The sequence below is a fragment of the Leekyejoonella antrihumi genome (assembly GCF_007845645.1).
In the GTDB taxonomy this organism is placed as follows: domain Bacteria; phylum Actinomycetota; class Actinomycetes; order Actinomycetales; family Dermatophilaceae; genus Leekyejoonella; species Leekyejoonella antrihumi.
The window spans coordinates 28968-49656 of record NZ_VCQV01000021.1 but is presented as its reverse complement, the minus strand read 5'-3'; the positions used below and the strand labels follow the sequence as shown (position 1 = coordinate 49656).

At 67.6% G+C, this 20689-nt stretch carries 17 protein-coding genes; all 17 read left to right on the top strand.

Annotation, left to right across the window (positions count from 1 at the left end):
- The first annotated feature begins 40 nt into the window (after positions 1-40).
- Entirely contained in the window at positions 41-1783 is a 1743-nt protein-coding gene (locus tag FGL98_RS14775) for a peptidoglycan D,D-transpeptidase FtsI family protein (RefSeq protein ID WP_246136563.1), read from the top strand.
- Entirely contained in the window at positions 1780-3165 is a 1386-nt protein-coding gene (locus tag FGL98_RS14770) for a UDP-N-acetylmuramoyl-tripeptide--D-alanyl-D-alanine ligase (RefSeq protein ID WP_146317774.1), read from the top strand. The genes FGL98_RS14775 and FGL98_RS14770 overlap by 4 nt, the downstream gene beginning before the upstream one ends.
- Positions 3162-4241 carry a phospho-N-acetylmuramoyl-pentapeptide-transferase gene (mraY, locus tag FGL98_RS14765; RefSeq protein WP_146317772.1) on the top strand — a complete coding sequence of 360 codons (1080 nt, stop codon included), beginning with the start codon at positions 3162-3164 and terminating at the stop codon, positions 4239-4241. The genes FGL98_RS14770 and mraY overlap by 4 nt, the downstream gene beginning before the upstream one ends.
- A gap of 61 nt (positions 4242-4302) precedes the next feature.
- Entirely contained in the window at positions 4303-5817 is a 1515-nt protein-coding gene (gene murD / locus FGL98_RS14760) for a UDP-N-acetylmuramoyl-L-alanine--D-glutamate ligase (protein ID WP_146317770.1), read from the top strand.
- Complete coding sequence (gene ftsW / locus FGL98_RS14755) at positions 5814-7052, top strand: putative lipid II flippase FtsW (RefSeq protein WP_146317768.1); 1239 nt, start codon at positions 5814-5816, stop codon at positions 7050-7052. The genes murD and ftsW overlap by 4 nt, the downstream gene beginning before the upstream one ends.
- On the top strand, positions 7049-8179 hold the full coding sequence (murG, locus tag FGL98_RS14750; protein ID WP_146317766.1) for an undecaprenyldiphospho-muramoylpentapeptide beta-N-acetylglucosaminyltransferase: 1131 nt from the start codon (positions 7049-7051) through the stop codon (positions 8177-8179). Before ftsW ends, murG begins: the two co-directional genes overlap by 4 nt.
- Positions 8176-9612 (top strand): UDP-N-acetylmuramate--L-alanine ligase, encoded by a 1437-nt coding sequence (gene murC / locus FGL98_RS14745; RefSeq protein WP_146317764.1) that lies wholly within the window; start codon positions 8176-8178, stop codon positions 9610-9612. Before murG ends, murC begins: the two co-directional genes overlap by 4 nt.
- Before the next feature lie 210 nt (positions 9613-9822).
- A complete protein-coding gene (gene ftsZ, locus FGL98_RS14740) occupies positions 9823-11172 on the top strand; it encodes a cell division protein FtsZ (RefSeq protein ID WP_146317762.1) in 1350 nt (449 codons plus the stop codon).
- 6 nt (positions 11173-11178) lie between these two features.
- Positions 11179-11919, top strand: coding sequence for a peptidoglycan editing factor PgeF (gene pgeF, locus FGL98_RS14735; protein ID WP_146317760.1), 741 nt, complete (start codon positions 11179-11181; stop codon positions 11917-11919).
- Positions 11912-12625 (top strand): YggS family pyridoxal phosphate-dependent enzyme, encoded by a 714-nt coding sequence (locus FGL98_RS14730; protein ID WP_146317758.1) that lies wholly within the window; start codon positions 11912-11914, stop codon positions 12623-12625. The genes pgeF and FGL98_RS14730 overlap by 8 nt, the downstream gene beginning before the upstream one ends.
- A 68-nt stretch (positions 12626-12693) precedes the next feature.
- Positions 12694-13209, top strand: a complete 516-nt coding sequence (locus FGL98_RS14725) for a cell division protein SepF (RefSeq protein WP_146317756.1) — start codon at positions 12694-12696, stop codon at positions 13207-13209.
- A gap of 59 nt (positions 13210-13268) precedes the next feature.
- Positions 13269-13547: a YggT family protein gene (locus tag FGL98_RS14720; protein WP_146317753.1), complete on the top strand. Its 279-nt coding sequence runs from the start codon at positions 13269-13271 to the stop codon at positions 13545-13547.
- Positions 13548-13647: 100 nt separating this feature from the next.
- On the top strand, positions 13648-14631 hold the full coding sequence (locus FGL98_RS14715; RefSeq protein WP_186526184.1) for a DivIVA domain-containing protein: 984 nt from the start codon (positions 13648-13650) through the stop codon (positions 14629-14631).
- Between the two features lie 206 nt (positions 14632-14837).
- Positions 14838-15437 (top strand): TraR/DksA family transcriptional regulator, encoded by a 600-nt coding sequence (locus FGL98_RS14710; protein ID WP_146317749.1) that lies wholly within the window; start codon positions 14838-14840, stop codon positions 15435-15437.
- Between the two features lie 68 nt (positions 15438-15505).
- The gene (lspA, locus tag FGL98_RS14705; protein ID WP_246136562.1) at positions 15506-16000 is read left to right on the top strand and encodes a signal peptidase II; all 495 of its coding nucleotides are present in this window, start codon (positions 15506-15508) and stop codon (positions 15998-16000) included.
- The gene (locus FGL98_RS14700) at positions 15993-16925 is read left to right on the top strand and encodes an RluA family pseudouridine synthase (RefSeq protein WP_146317747.1); all 933 of its coding nucleotides are present in this window, start codon (positions 15993-15995) and stop codon (positions 16923-16925) included. The genes lspA and FGL98_RS14700 overlap by 8 nt, the downstream gene beginning before the upstream one ends.
- Before the next feature lie 57 nt (positions 16926-16982).
- Positions 16983-20582, top strand: coding sequence for a DNA polymerase III subunit alpha (dnaE, locus tag FGL98_RS14695; protein ID WP_146317745.1), 3600 nt, complete (start codon positions 16983-16985; stop codon positions 20580-20582).
- Positions 20583-20689: the final 107 nt, after the last annotated feature.

Here is a 20689-nt window from a genome sequence, read left to right as displayed (position 1 = left end):
CATCGGCAACCCGGGGCGTCGAGGCCGCGTCCTTTTCATTGTGAGCCTGTTCATCTTCACCCTGTTCGTGGCACAGCTCTTTCGCGTGCAGGGCATCGAGTCGGCGTCGATGTCCAAGCAGGCCCTGGACAGCCGACTGGCGCACGTCACGGTGCCGGCCCTGCGGGGTCAGATCGTTTCCTCCGGGGGTGTTGTCCTCGCGGACAGCGTCGAGCGGCGCACGGTGACGGCAGACGCCACCCTGACGCGCGACTACACCAAGCTCGTCAATGGCAAGCAGGAGAAGGTCGGGCTGGCCGGTGCCGCCCAGGACATCGCCCAGATCGTCGGCGCCAAGCCGGCGGATCTGCTGGCGCCGCTGGAGGCGGCCAGCAAGATCAACTCGCGCTTCACCTACGTGATCAAGGACATCGCACCGGCGCAGTGGAGCAAGATCGCGGCCCTGGGGATCCCCGGGATCTTCGGCGTCAAGACCAGCCAGCGGGAATATCCGCAGGGCACCAGCGTGGCCCCGCTCGTCGGCTGGGTAAGTGCCGATGGGACCGGCGGCGGCGGAATCGAGCAGATGGAGAACACGGCGCTCAACGGCAAGCCGGGCGTGCACACCTACGAGCAGGCTCCGGACGGCACCGTGATTGCCTCCGGAGACAACAGCGACACCCCGGCGGTGAACGGCAAGAACATCAAGCTCACCATCGACAACGACCTGCAGTGGTACGCCCAGAACGCGATGGCGGCGGCCGTGAAGAAGTACAAGGCGGTGTCCGCGGATGCGGTGGTCATGGACCTGCAGGGCAATCTGAAGGCCGTGGCGTCCTACCCCAGCTTCGACAACAACGACATGGCGAGTGCCCCCAACTATCTTCAGTCGCGGCCGTTCGCCGAGGTGTACGCGCCGGGCTCGACCGGCAAGATCGTCACCATGTCCGCGCTGCTGCAGCAGCAGAAGGCGACGCCGCTGACGCACGTCGTCGTGCCGCCCACGCTGACCAGGGCGGGCACGACCTTCCATGACTCGGAACCGCACGGCACTGAAAACCTCACTCTCGCCGGTGTTCTCGGCGAGTCCTCCAACATGGGCACCATGCTGGCAGGTTCGCGCATCTCGCCAGACACCCTCTACAGCTACATGCGCAAGTTCGGCCTGGACCGACTCTCCGGGGTGGGCTTCCCCGGGGAGTCCGGTGGGATCCTCAGCCAGCCCTCGAAGTGGAGTGGGACGCAGCGCTATACCGTCCTGTACGGGCAGGGCTACGCGGTCACCGCGATCCAGCAGGCCGCGGTCTTTCAGACCATCGCCAATGGCGGAGTGCGCGAGCCGATCAAGCTGGTCTCCGGGATCGGCGACGCTGCCGGTGGGTGGACGACGCCGACGGACAGCCGCAAGGCCGTGCGCGTCGTGTCGCCCGCGGTCGCGGCGAAGGTGACCCGGATGATGGAGGGCGTCGTGACGGCCAAGGGCACGGCCCCCATGGCCGCCGTCGACGGCTACAACGTCGCCGGGAAGACAGGCACCGCAAACCGATACGACCCCCAGCTGGGGCGGTACAACGGCACGACGGCGTCCTTCATCGGCTTCGCACCGGCGAATCACCCGCAGTACATCGTGGCGATCACGGTGCAGGACCCGACACGAGGCAGCATCTACGGCGGCAACGTCGCCGGCCCGGTGTTCTCGCAGATCATGTCCTACGCGCTGCACGAGGGTCACGTGCCGCCGAGCACCACCAAGCCCGCGCCCTACCCCTTCACGTTCGATCCATCGGCCTCGAAGAAGAAATGATCCCGCTGCAGCTCACCACGATCGCCGAACTCACCGGCGGCGCGCTCCATGGACCTGACGTGCTGGTCGACGGCCCGGTCGTGAGCGACTCCCGCGAGGCGCAGCCGGGAAGCCTGTACGTCGCCCGCATCGGTGAGCACGCCGACGGTCATCAGTACGCCTCCTCCGCCGCGCAGGCGGGCGCCGTCGCCACCCTCGGGCTGCGACCCGTTGCCGAGATGCCCACCGTCGTGGTCCCGGACGTCCAGGAGGCGTTCGCGCAGCTTGCCCGCGGCGTCGTCGATCGCTGCTCGGATCTGCAGATCATCGGCATCACCGGCAGCTCGGGAAAGACGTCGACCAAGGACATGCTCGGCCACGTCCTGGAAGGTCACGGGGAGACGATCTCGCCGATCGGTTCGCTGAACTCCGAGGTCGGAGTCCCGCTCACGGTATGCCGAGTGACCGGCTCCACCCGGTATCTGGTCGCCGAGATGGGTGCCTCCGGTGTCGGGCACATCGCCTACCTCACGCGAATCGCGCCCCCGCAGATCGGGGTGGTGCTCAACGTGGGCGCCGCGCACGTGGGGGAGTTCGGTTCGGTCGAGGCCATTGCTCGCACCAAGGCCGAGCTCGTTCGCGCGCTGCCTCAGGGCGGGGTCGCGATCTTGAACGTGGACGACGCCCGGGTCGCCGCGATGGCCGCCGAGACCGCGGCGCGGGTGGTGCGTGTCGGGATCGGGGCAGACGCGGACCTGCGGGCGATCGAGGTGCGTCTGGACGAGGTCGGCCGACCCTCCTTCACGGTCGTCGGCCGGGCGGAGCGCGCCGCGGTGCGCCTCCAGTTGCACGGCGCGCATCAGGTGGGTAATGCCCTTGCCGTCATCGCGGCCGCGCGGGCGCTCGAGCTGCCGATGGACCTGATCGTCGACCGGTTGGCGTCCGCCCGGGCCGTCAGCCGGTGGCGTATGGAGGTGCACCGGCTCCCGAATGACGTCACCCTGGTCAACGACGCGTACAACGCGAACCCGCAGTCGATGGCGGCCGCGCTGCGCGCCCTCGGGCAGATGGGCGCGGGCCGTCGCACGATCGCCGTGCTCGGCGAGATGCGCGAGCTCGGGCAGATGTCCGCCGAGGCGCATCAGGAGGTGGGCCGGATCGTCGCGGAGCTCGGCGTGCGGCAGCTGATCGTCGTCGGTGACGGTGCCCGGGGCATTGCCTCAGGAGCGGCCGGTAGTGCGGTGCACGTCGAGCAGGTGGCCGACGTCGCCGCCGCGCACGACCTACTGGCCGACCGGCTCCGCCCGGGAGACGTGGTCCTGCTCAAGTCGAGCCGTGACTCCGGGCTGCGGTACCTTGGCGACCGTCTGGTTACCGAGGCCGGCGGGGAGGTGGCGTCGTGAAGGTTGTGCTGATCGGCGCCCTCGTCGCACTGGCCACGGGGTTGTTCGGCACCCGCGTCTTCATCACGTTCCTCGTCCGCAAGAGCTATGGCCAGTTCGTGCGTGATGACGGGCCGACGACCCACCACACCAAACGAGGCACCCCGACCATGGGCGGGGCGATCATCATCGTGGCGAGCGTCCTCGGGTACACACTGGCGCATCTGGTGACCTGGTCGGCTCCGACCGTGTCCGGAATACTCGTCCTCTTCCTCATGGTCGGGTTGGGGCTCGTGGGGTTCGCCGACGACTGGATCAAGATCTCCCGGCAGCGTTCGCTGGGCCTGCGGTCATACCAGAAGCTGATCGGACAGACCGCGGTCGCCGTGGTGTTCGCCATCCTGGCAACCAAGTTTCCGGACAGCGGGGGGCGCCGCCCGGCAAGCTTCAGCATCTCCTTCGTGCGTGACACTTGGGTCAATCTCGCCTTCGCCGGCACTGCCGTCGGTGTGCTGCTCTTCGTGCTCTGGGCGAACCTCATGATTGCCGGCACCAGCAACGGGGTGAACCTGACAGACGGCCTGGACGGGCTGGCCACCGGCGCCTGCGTCATGGTGTTCGGCGCCTACACGCTGATCAGCATCTGGCAGTACAACCAGAACTGCGAGTACCACTTCAGCAACAAGTGCTACCAGGTGCGTGACCCGCTCGACCTCGCAGTGGTCGCGGCGTGCGTGATGGCCGCCTGCTTCGGATTCTTGTGGTGGAACGCGACACCCGCGAAGATCTTCATGGGTGACACCGGCTCGCTGGCTCTGGGTGGGGCCCTTGCCGGACTGGCCATCACGACGCGGACCGAGCTGCTGGTGGTGATCCTCGCCGGCCTGTTCGTGCTGGAGACCGTGTCGGTGATCCTGCAGGTCGGCTCGTTCAAGCTACGGCGCAAGCGCATCTTCCGCATGGCCCCGCTGCACCACCACTTCGAGATGGTCGGCTGGAATGAGATCACCGTGGTGATCCGTTTTTGGATCATCGCCGGTCTGTGCGTGGCCCTCGGCCTCGGGCTGTTCTACGCCGAGTGGGTCGTTGGAGTATGACAGCAACCCCACGAAGTTCTCCGCTCGCAAACTCGCTCCGATACTTCGCGGGGGCCCCGAAATGACAAGCGGGGGGTTGTGGGCTGTGGACCCGGCGTACGAACCGCTCGAGGGTGCGCGTGACCTGACCCATGAGGGTGCGGACTGGTCCGGACTGTCGATCGTCGTGATGGGCCTGGGGCTCAGCGGGTTCGCTGCTGCCGATGCCCTGCTCGAGCGCGGATCCGACGTGACCGTTCTGGCACGGGACCGCACACCTGCAGCCCTCGAACGGGCCAAGGTTCTGGAGGTGCTGGGGGCACAGGTTCACTTCGGTGAAGAGCACCAGCGCACGCCGCCGGAGGGGACTCACCTCGTGGTGACCTCGCCCGGCATACCGCCGCGCCACCCGTTCATGGTCGCCGCCACGGCCGCCGGCGTGCCCGTCTGGGGCGAGGTGGAGCTGGCCTGGCGGATGCGCGCCCGCGCCGGCGCGGCGCCGTGGCTCACGATCACCGGCACGAACGGCAAGACCACCGCGGTCACCATGCTCGAGAGCATCCTGCGCGCTGCCGGGTTGCGTGCAGTGGCGGCGGGCAACGTGGGTCGGCCGCTGCTGGAGGCCGTGCTGCACCCCGAGCCCTACGACGTGCTGGCCGTCGAGCTGTCGACCTTCCAGCTGCACTGGTCCCGCAGCATCTCGGCGTATGCGTCTTGCTGCCTCAACGTGGCGCCCGACCACCTCGACTGGCACGGCTCGTACGACGAGTACCGGCGGATGAAGGGCAAGATCTACCAGCGGACTCAGATCGCCTGCATCTACAACGTCGATGACCCCACGACCGAGCATCTGGTCGAGGACGCCGAGGTCGTCGAGGGAGCGCGCGCCATCGGCTTCACGCTCGGCATTCCCGCGCCCTCGATGCTCGGGCTGGTCGATGGTGTGCTGGCCGATCGCGCCTTCGTCGAGAACCGCTCGAGCAGCGCGGCAGAGCTGGCCCAGGTCGCCGACCTCACGGGGCACGGCGGCGCCGATCCCGCGGCGCACTACGTCGCCGACGCGCTCGCCGCCGCCGCCCTGGCACGTGCCTACGGCGTCGCGCCGTCGGCGGTCCGTGATGGCTTGCGGGCCTACGTGCCGCAGCCGCATCGGGCCGCGACAGTGCTGACCCACAACCAGATTCGCTGGGTCGACGACTCGAAGGCGACGAATGCGCCGGCCGCGCAGGCGTCGCTGAGCGCGTATGACCACGTCGTCTGGATAGCCGGCGGCCAGCTCAAGGGCGCCGACGTTGACCCGCTGGTGGCCGCGGTCGTCGGGCGACTGCGCGGTGCGGTCCTGGTCGGCGTGGATCGAGCCGAGATCGCCACGGCACTAAGGCGACACGCGCCCGATATCCCGCTGGTCGACATCGACAGCACCGAGACTGGAGCCATGCGGGAAGCGGTGCAGGCAGCGGCGGCCCTGGCGCAGCCAGGAGACGTCGTTCTTCTGGCACCCGCCGCGGCCTCCCTTGACATGTTCGACAGCTACGGCGCCCGCGGCGACGCGTTTGCGCAGGCCGTGCGCGAGATGACCGCGGACGGCGACGCGTGACCGCGGCGAGCACGTCCCGCACCGACGAACGGTGGCACCTGCAGGACGTTCGTGAACGGCTCGAGTCGCCGATCGCCCCGTACTACCTGCTCCTCGGGTCGAGCACGATGCTGCTGCTGTTCGGCCTGATCATGGTGCTGTCCGCATCGAGCGTCACGTCCTACGTGGACAGCGGCTCATCCTTCACGGTCTTCAAGAGCCAGGCGATGTTCGCCGTGCTGGGGGTGATCGGGGCAATGATCGCCAGCCGAGTGCCCGTGCGCATCTGGAAAATTCTGGCCCTACCCACCTTCGCTGTGGCGATCCTCCTTGAGCTGATGGTGTTCACCGGGCTCGGCCGCACCGTGAACGGTAACCGCAACTGGATCGGTGTCGGCGGGTTCACGTTCCAGCCCTCCGAGCTCGGCAAGCTCGCGGTCGTCCTCGTGGCTGGGATGGTCCTTGCCCACAAGCGGGCGCTGCTGGGCCAGCTGCGCCACGTCCTGCTGCCGCTGGCGCCACTGCTCGGACTGTTGTTCGGGCTCGTGCTGCTCGGCCACGACCTCGGCACCACCATGGTGTTGTTAACCATCGCGGCGGCCATGTTCTTCGTCGCCGGCGTGCGGATGCGGGTGTTCGCCGGTTTCGGGCTGTTGGCTTTCGCCGGGGTGATGGCTGCCGTGGTGACCAGCGGCAACCGCACCGGCCGCATCGACGCCTGGCTCGGCACCTGCATCAACGCCAACACCACGGGTTGCTACCAGAAGGTGCATGGCCTGTATGCCATGGCCGATGGCGGGTGGTGGGGTGTCGGACTGGGCGCGAGCCGTGAGAAGTGGTCATGGTTGCCGGAGGCACACAACGACTTCATCTTCGCGATCATCGGTGAGGAGCTCGGACTGCCGGGAACCCTGGTCGTGCTGGCCCTCTACCTCGCGCTGGGGTATGCCTGCTACCGCATGATCGTGAACAGCAGCAACATGTTCGTGCGCCTGACCACCGCCGGCATCATGGTGTGGATCCTCGCCCAGGCGATGATCAACATCGGCTCGGTCATCGGTCTGCTGCCAATCATCGGTGTGCCGCTGCCCCTGGTGTCCTCGGGCGGATCGGCGCTGGTGACGACGCTGTTGGCGTTGGGGATACTCATAGCCTTCGCACGCAATGAGCCCGAGTGCAAGGCGGCCCTTGCCGCCCGTCCCAGCCTGATTCGACGGACGATGGCAGTCCTGCCGACCCGAAAGGCCTCCCGTTGAGCCTGACCTCCCGTCACCCGCGGTCGATCCTGCTGGCGGGCGGAGGCACCACGGGGCACATCGCACCGCTTCTGGCCACGGCCGATGCGCTTCGTGACCAGGACGGCGCCGTGCGGATCACCGTGCTCGGCACGCGCGGAGGCCTCGAGGAGACCCTCGTGCCCGCACGGGGATATGACCTGCGACTCATCCCGAAGGTGGCCTTCCCGAGACGGCCGAATGCGGCCGCAGCAAGGTTCCCGGCCGCCCTGGTAGCGGCGATCTCCCAGACGGGGCACCTCATCGACGACGTCCGGGCCGACGTGGTGGTGGGATTCGGCGGTTACGTCAGCCCACCCGCCTACCTCGCGGCCCGTCGCCGACACCTGCCGATCGTGGTGCATGAGGGGAATGCTCGCGCCGGTCTCGCCAGCCGACTCGGTGCGCGGTTCACCACGCATGTCGCGACCACGTTCGACGCCACCAAGCTCGCGCATGCGCAGGTCGTCGGCCTGCCACTGCGCACCGAGATCACCACGATGGATCGGGCCGCTCTTCGCGTCGAGGCGCTGTCCCGGCTCGGTCTTGCGGACGGCTACCCGACGGTGCTGGTGACCGGAGGCTCGAGCGGCGCCCAGCGGATCAACGACGCGTTCGCGCAGAGCGTGAGCGCGGTCCGCGCCGCAGGTGTGCAGGTGCTGCACATCACCGGTCGCGGCAAGGAGTTCGATCCCGGCACGTCTGCGACGGGGGAGGCGCCCTACGTCGTGCGTCCGTACGCCGAGCGGATGGAGCTCTGCTACGCGGTGGCGGATCTTGTGGTCACCCGAGCCGGAGCGGGGATGGTGTGCGAGACGGCGGCGATCGGACTGCCCGCGGTCTTCGTGCCGCTGCCGATCGGCAACGGTGAGCAGCGACTCAACGCGGAGGGCGTCGTGCGAGTCGGCGGCGCGCTGATGGTCGACAACGCGGACTTCACCGCGCAGTGGGTCCAGCGCGAGATCATTCCGCTCGCCCTGGATCGCGCACGACTGCAGCGGATGTGCGATGCCACGCGCGGGCTGGGTCACCAGGACGCGGACAAGGCGTTGGTCGCCATGATCGATCGTGCTGCGGAGCTGTCACCTGCAAGGAACCCGAGCCGATGACCGACGGTGTCAATGACCGGTTCGACTTCGCCGCGGCGCTGCCCTCGCTCGATCGGGTGCCTGCGGTGCACCTGATCGCCATCGGTGGTTCGGGAATGTCGGGTGTTGCCAGGCTGCTGCTGGCCCGCGGCGTGCTGGTGAGTGGGTCCGACAACGTCGAGGTGGCAGTCCTGGAGGACCTGCGGGCCGCCGGTGCCACGGTGACTGTCGGCTACACGGCGCAGACGGCCGCACAGCTGCGAGACGACGTCCTCGTCGTCGTGTCCTCGGCCATTCACGAGGACAATCCCGAGCTGGCCGAGGTGCGGCGGCGTGGCCTTGCGGTGCTCCACCGGGCGCAGGCGCTCGCGATGGTGATGGCCGACGCCGACGGCATTGCGGTGGCGGGCACCAACGGCAAGACCACGACGAGCGCCATGACGGTGATCGCGCTGCGTGCCTGCGCGGCCGACCCATCGTTCGCTATTGGTGCGCCGATCGCCGGCATCGGCGCCAACTCGGCTGTGGGGCACGGGCGTTCGTTTGTGGTCGAGGCAGATGAGAGCGATGGGTCGTTCGTGGTGTATCACCCGCAGATCGCTCTGGTCACGAACATCAAGGACGACCACCTCGACTTCTACGGCACGAGCGCCACGATGCATTCGGCCTACGCCACGTTCGCGGAGACGATCCGCCCCGGTGGTCTTCTGGTCGCCTGCGCGGACGACCCCGGCAGTGCGGCCCTCGCCGAGGCGGTGCAGGAAGGCGGCCGGCGGGCGCTGACCTACGGACATGCGAGCGACGCCGACCTGCGGATCGTCGCCGAACGAGGCACCGGACTGGACTGGCACGCCACGCTGCGGATGCCAGACGGTCGCACTCTCGCGTTGCGACTGGCCGTGCCGGGCCTGCACAACCTCCTGAACGCGGCCGGTGTGCTCCTTGCCCTCACCGAGGGTCTCGGTCTGGAGGCCGAGCGGGTGCTCGCGGGGCTGGGACAGTTTGCCGGCACCAGCCGGCGGTTCGAGCCGCGCGGTGAGGCCGCGGGGGTGCGAGTCGTCGACGACTACGCTCACAACCCCGGCAAGCTGGAGGCCGTGATCCGCACCGGTCTCGCATTGCGAGACGGCGGCCGACTGATCGTGCTGTTCCAGCCGCATCTGTACTCCCGCACCCGCAATGCGGCGGACGGTCTGGCGCGGGCGCTCTCGCTGGCCGACGTCGCCCTCGTCATGGATGTCTATGGCGCGCGCGAGGAACCGGTCGCGGGAGTCAGCGGCCGGTTGATCAGCGACCGGGTCACCGGCTGTCAGGTGGATTTCGTGCCCGACGGCGCCGCGGCAGTCGCGGCGGTGCTGGCCGTGGCGCAACGCGGCGACCTGGTGCTGACCGTTGGCGCGGGTGACATCACCCAGCTGGGCCCCATCATTCTCGAACGCCTGGCGTTGCGCTGAGCGGTGGTCACGGTCAACTAGAGGTTGATACTCGCACGTGAGCCGTCTGGCGCATAAGATGCGACGGACCCGATCCTTTGCAGGGGTGACACCGCACGATTGCGGTGTGTCGGTTCGCGCCGCCGCGCCGATGCGATCATGCTGAGGAGCGATCGGGTCAAGCAGAGCCGATGTCTGATTAGTTCACTTCGCTGGAAAGGCCCCATTCTCGTGGCAAGTCCGCAAAACTACCTCGCCGTCATCAAGGTCGTCGGTATCGGCGGTGGTGGTGTCAACGCCATCAACCGGATGATCGAGGTCGGTCTCAAGGGTGTCGAGTTCATCGCCATCAACACCGACGCCCAGGCGCTGCTCATGTGTGACGCTGATGTGAAACTTGAGGTCGGTCGTGACCTGACCCGGGGGCTTGGCGCCGGCGCGGACCCGGCGGTCGGCAAGAAGGCGGCCGAAGACCACGCCGAGGACATCGAGGACGTCCTCAAGGGCGCAGACATGGTGTTCGTCACGGCGGGCGAGGGTGGTGGCACCGGGACCGGCGGCGCACCCGTCGTCGCCAAGATCGCCAAGAGTCTAGGCGCGCTGACGATCGGCGTGGTGACGCGCCCCTTCACCTTCGAGGGAAGGCGCCGGGCGAACCAGGCCGACCTGGGCATCAACGGCCTGCGCGAGGAGGTTGACACGCTGATCGTGATCCCGAACGACCGACTGCTGTCGATCAGCGACCGCAACGTGTCCATGCTCGACGCCTTCCGCAGCGCCGACCAGGTGCTCCTCTCCGGTGTCCAGGGCATCACCGACCTGATCACGACCCCCGGCCTGATCAACCTCGACTTCGCCGACGTGAAGTCGGTCATGCAGGGGGCCGGTTCGGCTCTCATGGGCATCGGCTCGGCGCGTGGCGAGGACCGGGCCGTGCAGGCAGCGGAGTTCGCGATCAACTCTCCGTTGCTGGAGGCGACGATCGACGGCGCGCAGGGGGTGCTGCTGTCGGTCCAGGGCGGCAGCGATCTCGGGCTCTTCGAGATCAATGAGGCGGCTCGACTGGTCCAGGAGGCGGCGCACCCGGAGGCCAACATCATCTTCGGTGCCGTGATCGACGACGCCCTCGGAGACGAGGTCCGCGTGACGGTCATCGCCGCCGGGTTCGACAGTGGGACGCCGCAGAAGCGCACCGACGACCGCGCCCTCGGCCAGATCCAGGGCAGGCCGTCCACCGCAGGTGGCAACGGGGCCCAGCAGCAACCGTCCGGCAACGGCGGTCAGGGCGCAGGCGCGCCCGCAGCAGCGCTCCAGGCGGGTCGGCAGGCGCCGGCGCAGCAGCCCCAGGCGGGTCAGCAGGGCAGTGGTCAGCAGGGTGGGCCCAGCGCCGACCGCGGGCCTCGTCCTACGACGGCCCAGCCCGGTGGCGGGCAGGGCGCACAGCGCGACCCCGACGCCGCCGGTGGACGCCCGGCCGCAGCGCCGGGCCAGGTGCGACAGGAGCCGACCGTGCGCCCGCCGCGCGAGGTCCCCGTCGACGACGGCGAGGACGACCTGGACGTGCCCGACTTCCTGAAGTAGGCCTCGATGCTCTGGTGGCAGGACCACCTGACCGGAACCGGTGGCCTGCGCGTCGATCGCGTGTTCACGGACCGCCTGGGTGGAGTCAGCAGCGGGGCGATGACCAGCTTGAACCTCGGCGGCAACGTCGGGGACGATCCGGTGCTGGTCGAGGAGAACCGTGGCCGACTGGCGACCGCGATCGGTGTTCCACGCGAGCGACTGGTGCTGATGAACCAGGTGCATGGCCGGGACGTGCAGATCGTGACGTCGGCCATGCCGGACCCGGGGGCCTGTGACGGCACGGTCACCACGTCCGTGGACCTCGCGCTGGTCGTGCTGGTGGCGGACTGCACCCCGGTGCTCCTCGCGGACGTCGACGCCGGCGTGGTGGCCGCAGTCCACGCCGGGCGGCCGGGAATGACCGGCCGGATCGTGAACGTCGCGATCGACCGGATGAGGCAGCTCGGTGGTCGGAGGCTGGTCGCCGCCGTCGGGCCGTCGGTGTGCGGCCGCTGCTACGAGGTGCCGGCGCAGATGCGGGACGCAGCGCAGCAGGTGTCGCCGTCCGCGCGTGCAGTCAGCTGGACCGGCACGCCGGCGATCGACGTGGCGGCGGGGGTCGTTCAGCAGCTGCACGAACGCGGCGTCGAGGTCACCTGGGTGCCCGGGTGCACCCGGGAGTCGCACGACCTGTTCTCCTACCGGGAGGACCAGCAAGCCGGGCGGCAGGCCGGTGTCATCGTGCTGAGGACGGCACGTGCCTGACGACGATCGCACGAGGGCGCTCGCGCACGGGCTGCAGCGCGTCGAGGAGCGTATCGCCGCGGCGTGTGAGCAGGCCGGCCGGACGCGCGAGGAGGTGCGGCTCATCGTGGTGACGAAGTTCTTCCCGGCCGCCGACGTGCTGCGACTACATGCACTGGGAGTGACCGACATCGGCGAGAACCGGCACCAGGAGGCGTCGGCGAAGATCGCCGAGCTGCCGAGCGCCGCGCGCCGCGACCTGACAGTGCACTTCATCGGTCAGCTCCAGTCCAACAAGGCGGCGCACGTCGTCGGGTACGCCGATGTCGTGCAGTCGGTCGACAGAACCAAGGTCGTTCGAGCCCTGGACCGCGCTGCAGCGGCCGCGGGCCGCGAGTGCACGGTGCTCCTGCAGGTCGACCTGGCCGGCGATGACACCGGCCGCGGTGGCGCAGCCCCGGCTGAGCTGTCCGACCTCGCGGCAGCAGCGGGCCGAGCCGAGCACCTGAGGCTGCAGGGCGTCATGGCAGTAGCCCCGCTCGGCGGGAACGCCCGCGAGGCGTTCGAGCGGCTCCGCCGCATCGCCAACGAGGTCCGTGTCAATCATCCTCTCGCCACATGGATCTCGGCCGGCATGAGTGGTGACCTCGAGGATGCCGTGCTCGCGGGCGCGACACACCTGCGTGTCGGAAGCGCAATCCTCGGTTCCAGGCCTCCGCAGCGGTAGCGTCGACGACGACCCACGACAAGGACGTGCACGGCCCCGCAAAGGCCGCACTGCAAGGAGCTCGACACATGGCTGGCACGCTGCGCAAGACAATGGAGTACCTGGGCCTGGCCGAGGTCGACAGTTACGACGACGGTTACGACGACGACAACACCACCTACGACGGGCAGCACGGCGGCTACGGCACTGGGCGCGACACCGGTTACGCCGAGGACGATGTCGACCGCGAGCCCGCGCCGGTGACCCAGCTGCACAAGGGTCCTGTCACACATGCCGTGTCAACTCACGAGGCGGGGGCCATGAGCCGCATCAACACGATTCACCCGAGGACCTACAACGAGGCCAAGGAGATCGGCGAGAGCTTCCGAGACGGTGTGCCGGTCATCATGAACCTGTCGGACATGGATGACAACGACGCCAAGCGTCTGGTGGACTTCGCTGCCGGTCTGGTCTTCGGTCTGCACGGCACGATCGAGCGTGTCACCAGCAAGGTCTTTTTGCTGTCACCGGCTGGGGTCGAGGTCGCCACCAGCGGGGCGGACGCGAAGCGTGGGACGGGCCGCGGCCTGTTCAACCAGAGCTGATTGCTGTTGGGTCCGAGGCCGGTGGACAAAGCCGCTGTGTAGTGCCCCACAATTGATACATGTCTGGCGTCCTGGCGATCGTCTCGTTGGTGCTCTATCTCTTCTTTGTCGTGCTGATCGGGCGGCTGGTTCTTGACTGGGTGCAGGTTTTTGCCCGGGAGTGGAAGCCCAAGGGCCCGGTTCTCGTGGTTGCGGAGGTCGTGTACACCGTCACGGACCCACCACTCAAACTGCTGCGACGGGTCATTCCGCCGCTCCGGATCGGCAGCGTCGGCATCGACGTAGGGTTCCTTGTCCTGCTGCTGGCTGTCTCTTTGCTGCTCAATATTCTAAAGTGAGCAGCGACCTTTATCCGACTGTCGGCAGTGCCGCCCCGCTGAACTCCAGTGTGAGCGCTCTACGACAACTATGTGCACCTGAGGTGAACAGATGGCGTTGATGCCTGAAGACGTAGTGAAGAGGGAGTTCACCAAGCCCAAGGGATTCGGTCGTAGTGGCTACGACGAGATCCAGGTGGATGATTTTCTTGACGAGATTGTCGTAGAGCTACGCCGGCTGAACGCCGAGAACGAGGACCTGACCGGCAAGCTCGAAGACTGTCGGCGTTCCAAGGGACTCCCCGGTCGCGCCGAAGCCGACTCGAAGGCCTCGGGTTCCGGCGCGAGTGCGGCGAGCGTGCCGGCGGTGGCGCCGGTGGGTGCCGCCGCCGACAAGGGAGCCAGCAGCAAGGAGTTGTCGGCGACTCAGGAGCAGCTTGCCGCGGCCAAGCAGGAGCAGGGCGAGGTCGAGAGCCAGACCAAGCAGGCCCAGGCACGCCTGCAGGAGCTTCAGGCGCAGATCGCCAAGGCCGAGCAGGAGCAGAAGGCAGCGGCGGAGCGGGCCAGTGCGGCCGGCAAGACCGCTGGCGACGGGGGATCCCACGCAGGGACCGCTGCCGTTGCCGCGGGCGGGGCCGTCGCAGGTGGCGCCGGCGCGGCCGGTGTCATCGAGCTGGCTCAGCGTCTGCACGATGAGCATGTCAAGGAAGGCGAGACCACCCGTGACCGGCTCATCGCCGAAGCGAAGGCGCACCACGAGAAGGTGGTCGGTGAGGCGAACGCCAAGCGCGACCAGCTGATGAGCGATGGCCAAAGCCGGCACGACGAGCTCGTCGGCAGGGGCCAGAGCAGGCATGACGAGCTGGTCAAGAATGCCAATGACAAGTCCACGACCATGGTCAAGGACGCCGAGGACCGCAAGACCAAGGTTCTGGGTGAGCTGAACGCCGAGCGAGACAAGATCACGAAGGACATTGAGCAGCTGCGGGCCTTCGAAAGGGACTACCGCACCAAGCTCAAGGGCTACATCCAGGGCCAGCTGCAGCAGCTCGACCAGATGGCGATCGACCCCGCCAACGGTCCGGCGAAGCCGCAGCAGGGCTGATTCGGGCGGGCCGTCGCCGGGCCGGTTCGTGGGGCGCTCTGACCGGGCGTCGCATGGACCGGCCCACTCGGTAACATCCCGTTGAAAGTGATCTGGCGGTTCACATTGTTTCCACAGCCCGAGTCCCATATCCTCAGCCAGTCACGAGGAGTTCCCCGTGAGGCGATGCACCGTCGCTGACGGTCGGATGTGCGAGGAGGGACCTGATGCCTGCCAAGAAAAAGCCAGCCGCCAGCACATCGGGCAAGAAGGCCACGGCGTCTCGCGGGGCAGCGACGAAGCGGGCCGCATCCAAGAAGGTTGAACGGGCGGCCAAGAAGGTCGCCACCGCCACGACGACGAAGGCAGCGGCAGGCAAAGTGAGCACGACACGCAAGAAGACTGCGGCCCCCCGGCGCGGCACGGACGGGGCGGATCAGCTGGTGGTCCGCGAGGACGAGTCTCCCTGGACCGCCAAGGAGCTGGGGACCGTGCGCGACGAGCTGGAGCAGGACGTGACCAGGCTCACCTCGGAGCTGACCGGAATCGAGTCGGACATTCTGGGTCTGATGACCGATAGTGGTGATGGTGCCGGTGATGACCAGGCGGATGTCGGCACCAAGACTTTCGAGCGTGAGCATGAGTTCACGCTCGCCCAGAACTCGCGTGATCTGCTTCTTCAGTCGAAGCATGCGCTCGAGCGGATAGAGGACGGGACCTACGGCACGTGCGAAAACTGCGGCAACCCCATCGGCAAGATGCGGCTGCAGGCGTTTCCTCGAGCGACGTTGTGCCTGACCTGCAAACAAAAGCAGGAACGACACTGAGCGGCGGACCCCCTCCCGAGGACACCGAGCGGTCGGAGCCGAGCACCCGTCGGCCCATCCTGCTCCTGGTGATCATCGCCACGGTCGGCTATGTGGCGGACCAGCTGACGAAGGCGTGGGCAGCATCCAGCCTCGACCCGATGCGGCCCAAGAACCTGATCGGGTCGGTGCTGCGCCTTCATCTGACCCGCAATGCGGGCGCGGCGTTCTCGATCGCCACGAATGCGACCTGGGTGCTGACCATCATTGCGTCGGCGGTGATCATCGCGACCATCGTCGTCGCGCGCCGGTTGCACAGTAGGCCGTGGGCCTGCGCCCTCGGCCTCCTGATCGGCGGCGCGCTGGGCAACCTCACCGACAGGTTCTTCCGCGCGCCGGGCGGCGGACGCGGCCATGTCGTCGACTTCCTCGAGCTGCCGCACTGGCCGATCTTCAACGTGGCCGACATGTGTGTCGTGACGGCGGCCTGCCTCATTGCGTTGCTCGCGCTGCTTGGTATCGGTCTCGACGGCACGCGTCAGTCCCTCGTGTCCCGTGGTGCGGACGGGCCCGACGATGAGTGACGTCAAGGCTCTGGCAATTCCCGGCGGGCTCGAGGGAGAGCGGGTCGATGCGGCGATTGCCCGACTGCTCGGATTCTCCCGGACTCGGGCTGCCGAGCTGGCCGGTGCGGGAGCGGTGACCATCGACCACGTCGCGGCGCGCAAGTCCGATCGGGTGAGTGCCGGTCAGTGGCTCGAGGTGCAGATGCCCGAACGCGTCGGTCCGCGCGTTGCCGAGGTCAGACCGGCGCTGGTCGAGGGTCTGCGGGTGATGCATGAGGACTCGGAGCTGGTTGTCGTCGACAAGCCCGCCGGGGTCGCCGCGCACCCCAGTGTGGGCTGGAACGGGCCCGACGTCGTCAGCGGCCTCGCCGGCGCCGGCTACCGCATCTCGACGTCCGGCGCACCCGAACGCCAGGGCATCGTGCAGCGCCTGGATGTCGGCACCAGCGGACTGATGGTGGTCGCGAAGAGCGAGCGCGCCTACACGGTTCTCAAACAGGCCTTTCGTGACCGCACCGTCGACAAGACCTATCACGCCCTGGTGCATGGCCTGCCCGACCCCATCGTCGGGACGATCGAGGCGCCGATCGGGCGACACCCAGGTCACGACTACAAGTTCGCCGTGACCAAGGACGGTCGCCCCAGTGTCACCCACTACGAGCTGCTGGAAGCTTTCCGCTCGACCTCCTTGCTCACTATTCACCTGGAGACCGGCAGGACCCACCAGATCCGGGTGCACTTCTGCGCGCTGCACCATCCGTGCGTCGGTGACCCGCTGTACGGCTCCGACCCCAGCGTGGCCAAGCGGCTCGGTCTGGTGCGGCAGTGGTTGCACGCCGTCGAGCTCGGCTTCACGCATCCCGGATCGGGCGAGTGGGTGACCTACCGCAGCGACTATCCCGCGGACCTGCAGGTCGCCCTGGAGCGCGTGCGCGAGCTCTGACCCGGGAGGGCTTGGCCGGGCGCACGCTGTCACCGGTCGGGCTTAGACTCACAGGCGATGTCGAACGTAACCCAGGAGCCCTCCCAGCCCACCGGCAGCGCGGGCAAGGACAACAACTTCGTCCATCTGCACGTGCACACCGAGTACTCCATGCTCGACGGTGCCGCGAAGAACGGTGCCTTGTTCACCGAGGTGGAGCGGCTCGGCATGTCGGCCGTGGCGATGTCCGATCACGGCAACATGTTCGGTGCCTATGAGTTCTTCCAGCGGGCGAGCAAGTCGTCGGTCAAGCCGATCATCGGCATCGAGGCGTATGTCGCGCCGGAGCCCGATGGCCGCAAGCGACGCAAGCAGGTCTTCTGGGCCCCCGACCGCGGTCGCGGCAGCATCGTCGATGGTGAAGGCGGCAAGGACGTCTCGGGCGGTGGTCGATACACCCACATGACGATGTGGGCGCAGAACGCCGAGGGGCTGCGCAACCTGTTCCGGCTCTCGTCGCTCGCCAGCTTCGAGGGCTACTACATGAAGCCGCGGATGGACCGGGAGCTGCTGGCGCAGCACGGCAGGGGCATCATTGCGACCACCGGGTGCCCGTCGGGAGAGGTACAGACGCGGTTGCGTCTCGGGCAGTACGACGAGGCGCTCGCGGCGGCCGCGGCATACCAGGACATCTTCGGCAAGGAGAACTACTTCCTGGAGCTGATGGACCACGGCCTGGACATCGAGCGCACCGTGCGGGAGAACCTGCTGCGGATCGCCCGGGATCTGCACATCCCGTTGCTGGCCACGAACGACAGTCACTACGTCACGCAGGACCAGGCGGACGCCCACGACAACCTGCTGTGCATCGGGGTGGGCAAGAACAAGGACGACCCGAACCGCTTCCGATTCAACGGGTCCGGCTACTACATCAAGTCCGCCCAGGAGATGCGCGAGCTCTTCCGGGAGCTCCCGGAGGCGTGCGACAACACGATCCGGGTCGCGGAGATGATCGGGGACTACGACGACGTCTTCGCCGAGGTCGACCGGATGCCCAAGTTCGATGTCCCGCAGGGTCACACGCCGGAGAGCTTCCTGCGGGAGAAGATCCAGGAGGGTCTCCGCTCGCGCTACGACGGTTCGCCGAGCCAGGAGGTCCTCGACCGGATCGAGACCGAGATGAAGATCATCGAACCGATGGGCTTCTCGTCCTACTTCCTGGTCGTTGCCGACATCTGCCAGCATGCCCGTGAAGTGGGGGTGTCCGTCGGTCCGGGCCGTGGGTCGGCCACCGGTTCCATCGTCGCCTACCTCACCAGGATCACCGAGCTGGACCCGATCGAGCACGACCTGCTCTTCGAGCGGTTCCTCAACCCCGAGCGGATCAGCCCGCCGGATATCGATCTCGACTTCGACGACCGGCAGCGTGACAAGATCATCGACTACGTCACCGACAAGTACGGCGACGAGTACACCGCGCAGGTCAACACGTTCGGCACGATCAAGGCGAAGGCCGCGGTCAAGGACGCGAACCGCATCCTGGGCTACCCGTTCAGCCTCGGTGAGCGGATCACCAAGGCCATGCCCCCGGACGTCATGGGCAAGGGCGTGCCGCTGAAGCAGCTGTTCAACCCGGAGCACGAGCGCTACAGCGAGGGGGTGGACTTCCGGTCGCTGTACGAGCAGGAGCCCGACGTCAAGAAGGTGGTCGACACCGGGCTCGGCCTCGAGGGGCTGACCCGCGGCACCGGCGTGCACGCCTGCGCATTCATCCTGTCGTCCGAGCCGCTGCTCGACGTGCTGCCGATGCATCGCCGCGACAAGGACGGCATGATCATCGCTGGCTTCGCCTACCCGCAGTGCGAGGCCATGGGCCTGATCAAGATGGACTTCCTGGGGTTGCGCAACCTCGGCATCCTCGACCACGCGATCAAGCTCATCAAGGCCAACCGCGGCGTCGACATCTCGACCCAGACGATCCCGCTGGACGACCCCAAGACCTACGAGCTCATGGCGCGCGGCGACACCCTTGGCGTGTTCCAGCTCGACGGCGGCCCGATGCGCAATCTGCTCAAGCTGATGCGGCCGACCCGGTTCGAGGACATTGCCGCCGTGCTCGCGCTCTACCGCCCAGGCCCCATGGCGGCCAACGCGCACATCAACTACGCGGAACGCAAGAACGGCCGTCAGGACCTCACGCCGATCCACCCCGAGCTCAAGGAGGCCCTGGAGCCGATCCTCGGCACCACGTATCACCTGCTCGTCTACCAGGAGCAGCTGATGGCGATCGCCCGCCAGCTCGCCGGGTTCACGCTGGGCGGAGCGGACACGCTGCGCAAGGCCATGGGTAAGAAGAAGAAGGAGATCCTCGACGAGCTCGAGCCGGCCTTCAAGGAGGGTATGGCGACGAACGGGTTCTCGAAGGGTGCGGCCGACAAGATGTGGGAGACGATGCTCCCCTTCGGCCAGTACGCCTTCAACAAGTCGCACACTGCCGGGTACGGCCTGGTCTCGGTGTGGACCGCCTACCTCAAGGCGAACTACCCGGCCGAGTACGGCGCCGCGCTCCTCACATCCGTGGAGGACTCCAAGGACAAGTTGGCGATCTACCTCGCGGACACCCGCAAACTGGGCATCAAGGTGCTGCCGCCGGACGTCAACGAGTCGCAGGACGACTTCACCGCGATCGGCGAGGACATCCGCTTCGGCCTCGGCGCGGTCCGCAACGTGGGCAGCAACGTCGTCGATGCGATCGTGCAGGCCCGGGAGCGGGAGGGCAAGTTCACCTCGTTCGAGGACTTCCTGCGCAAGGGGGGCTCCTCGGTCTGCAACAAGCGCACCGTCGAGTCACTTGTCAAGGCGGGGGCATTCGACGACCTGGGACACCCGCGGCAAGGTCTGGTGCACGTGCACGAGACCTATGTGGACTCCCTGTCGGAGGAGGCCAAGAAGAAGGAGCAGGGCCAGGATTCGCTGTTCGCCGGGTTCGGTGACGAGGCAGGCATCGAGCTGGCGGCGCTGCCGGCCATCCCGGAGCTGGAGTGGGACAAGCAGACCAAGCTGGCTTTCGAGCGCGACATGCTCGGGCTCTACGTCTCCGACCACCCGTTGTTCGGCATCGAGCACATCCTGGCGCAGTACGCGGATGTCTCCGTCGCACGGCTGCACGGTGAGGACGGCCCGAAGGACGGTGCGGTAGTCACGATTGCCGGCCTGATCACCGGACTGCAGCTCAAGCGCAACAAGCGGGGCGAGCTGTGGGCCATCGCCACCATCGAGGACCTGGAAGGGTCCGTCGAGGTGATGTTCTTCTCCAAGATGTATCTCACGGTCTCCACCATGCTGAGCCAGGACGTCGTCTGCGTGGTGAAGGGCCGGGTGATGGCTCGAGACGACAGCGTCCAGCTGTCCGCGCTCGAGCTGACGCTGCCCGAGTTCAAGGCAGACGTGCGTGGCCCCGTCGTCCTCAGCATGCCCCTGGCTCGCGCCAACAACGGCCTGGCGACCAGGCTGCGTGGCGTACTGGGCGAGCATCCGGGAGCCACCGAGGTGCACCTGAAGCTCACCCAACCCGGCCGCATCGTCACGGTGCGGCTCGATGACACCCTGCGCGTCACCGCGTCTCCGGCACTGTTCGGTGACCTGAAGGCATTGCTCGGACCCTCCTGCCTCGTCTGACCGAGCGGTCGTGGCGTCGCTGCCATCGACAGGACACAACCACGGCGGTACGGGCCAGATCCCACCGTGGCACCGCCGGGCCACCTACGCTGCGCAGACGTGTTGTT